Source organism: Mesorhizobium sp. M7A.F.Ca.AU.002.02.1.1 (assembly GCF_003998535.1).
Taxonomy (GTDB): domain Bacteria; phylum Pseudomonadota; class Alphaproteobacteria; order Rhizobiales; family Rhizobiaceae; genus Mesorhizobium; species Mesorhizobium ciceri.
Genome location: NZ_RZPB01001476.1, coordinates 1 through 482, shown reverse-complemented (window position 1 = coordinate 482; position 482 = coordinate 1). Strand labels below are relative to the sequence as shown.

Genomic DNA, 482 nt, shown 5'->3' with positions numbered 1-482 from the left:
CCCTCAAATCAAGCCTTGCCGGGAACAGTCCTGATCACCGTGCCCCATGGATCTTCGCGGGTCACCGGGCTGGTCACATTGTCCGAACGCATCTCCACCCAGGCCAGACCCGACCGGCTGGGATCGCGGCGGCCGGCGCCCGAACTCTGCCAGGCGTTGGCGCCGATGTGGTGGTGATAGCCGCCTGACGACAGGAACACCGCCTGGCCGCCATATTTGGCCACCGTGTCGAAGCCGAATTCCTGGTTCCACCAGGCTTCGGCGTCTTCCGGCCTGCCGACGCGCAGGTGGACATGGCCGACGACGCTGTTTTCCGGCGCGCCCTGCCAGCCGGCGTCACCCGCAGGCACTTCGGCAACGACGGACGGAATGTTCATCCGCTCGGTCGCCATCGCCACCTTGTCGCCATTCCACTTCCAGTCCTGCGGACGGCGGTCGGCATAGATCTCGATGCCATTGCCTTCGGGATCGGTCAGGTACAG

1 pseudogene is annotated in these 482 nt (G+C 65.6%); it reads right to left on the bottom strand.

Annotated elements, in window-relative coordinates:
• Positions 1-8: 8 nt before the first annotated feature.
• Positions 9-482 (bottom strand): annotated as a pseudogene (locus EN879_RS38455) (VOC family protein); the annotation flags it as partial.